This window comes from Clostridium arbusti SL206 (genome assembly GCF_000246895.1).
In the GTDB taxonomy this organism is placed as follows: Bacteria; Bacillota; Clostridia; order Clostridiales; family Clostridiaceae; genus Clostridium_I; species Clostridium_I arbusti.
Window position 1 is genome coordinate 1 of sequence record NZ_BAEV01000219.1, and the last position, 338, is coordinate 338.

The window sequence follows — 338 nt, forward strand, 5'->3', positions numbered from 1 at the left end:
TGGTTGAAGATTATAGAAATCGTTTAAATAATTGAATTACAATAATATATCATAATACAAAAGAGGAGATGTTAATTATGTCAAGTAGTAGAAATAGAGTTTTAGTTCCTGAAGCAAAAGAAGCTTTAAACAAGTTCAAAATGGAAGCTGCTAATGAAGTTGGTACTCCTTTAACTAATGGTTATAACGGAGATCTTACTTCAAGACAGAATGGTTCTGTTGGCGGACAAATGGTTAAAAAAATGGTTGAAGATTACGAAAACCGTTTAAAATAATTGAATTACAATAATAAATTATAATATAAAAGAGGAGATGTTAATTATGTCAAGTAGTAGAAA

Annotated in this window: 1 protein-coding gene; it reads left to right on the forward strand. The window is 27.8% G+C overall.

Features of this window, described 5'->3' with window-relative positions; all coding sequences use genetic code 11:
• Positions 1-77 precede the first annotated feature (77 nt).
• Positions 78-275: an alpha/beta-type small acid-soluble spore protein gene (locus RH99_RS18115; protein WP_010241930.1), complete on the forward strand. Its 198-nt coding sequence runs from the start codon at positions 78-80 to the stop codon at positions 273-275.
• The last annotated feature ends 63 nt before the right edge of the window (positions 276-338 follow it).

Excerpts from the sequence above, each read along its gene's own strand:
- RH99_RS18115 (WP_010241930.1), top strand. The coding sequence starts at position 78 with ATGTCAAGTAGTAGAAATAGAGTTTTAGTTCCTGAAGCAAAAGAAGCT.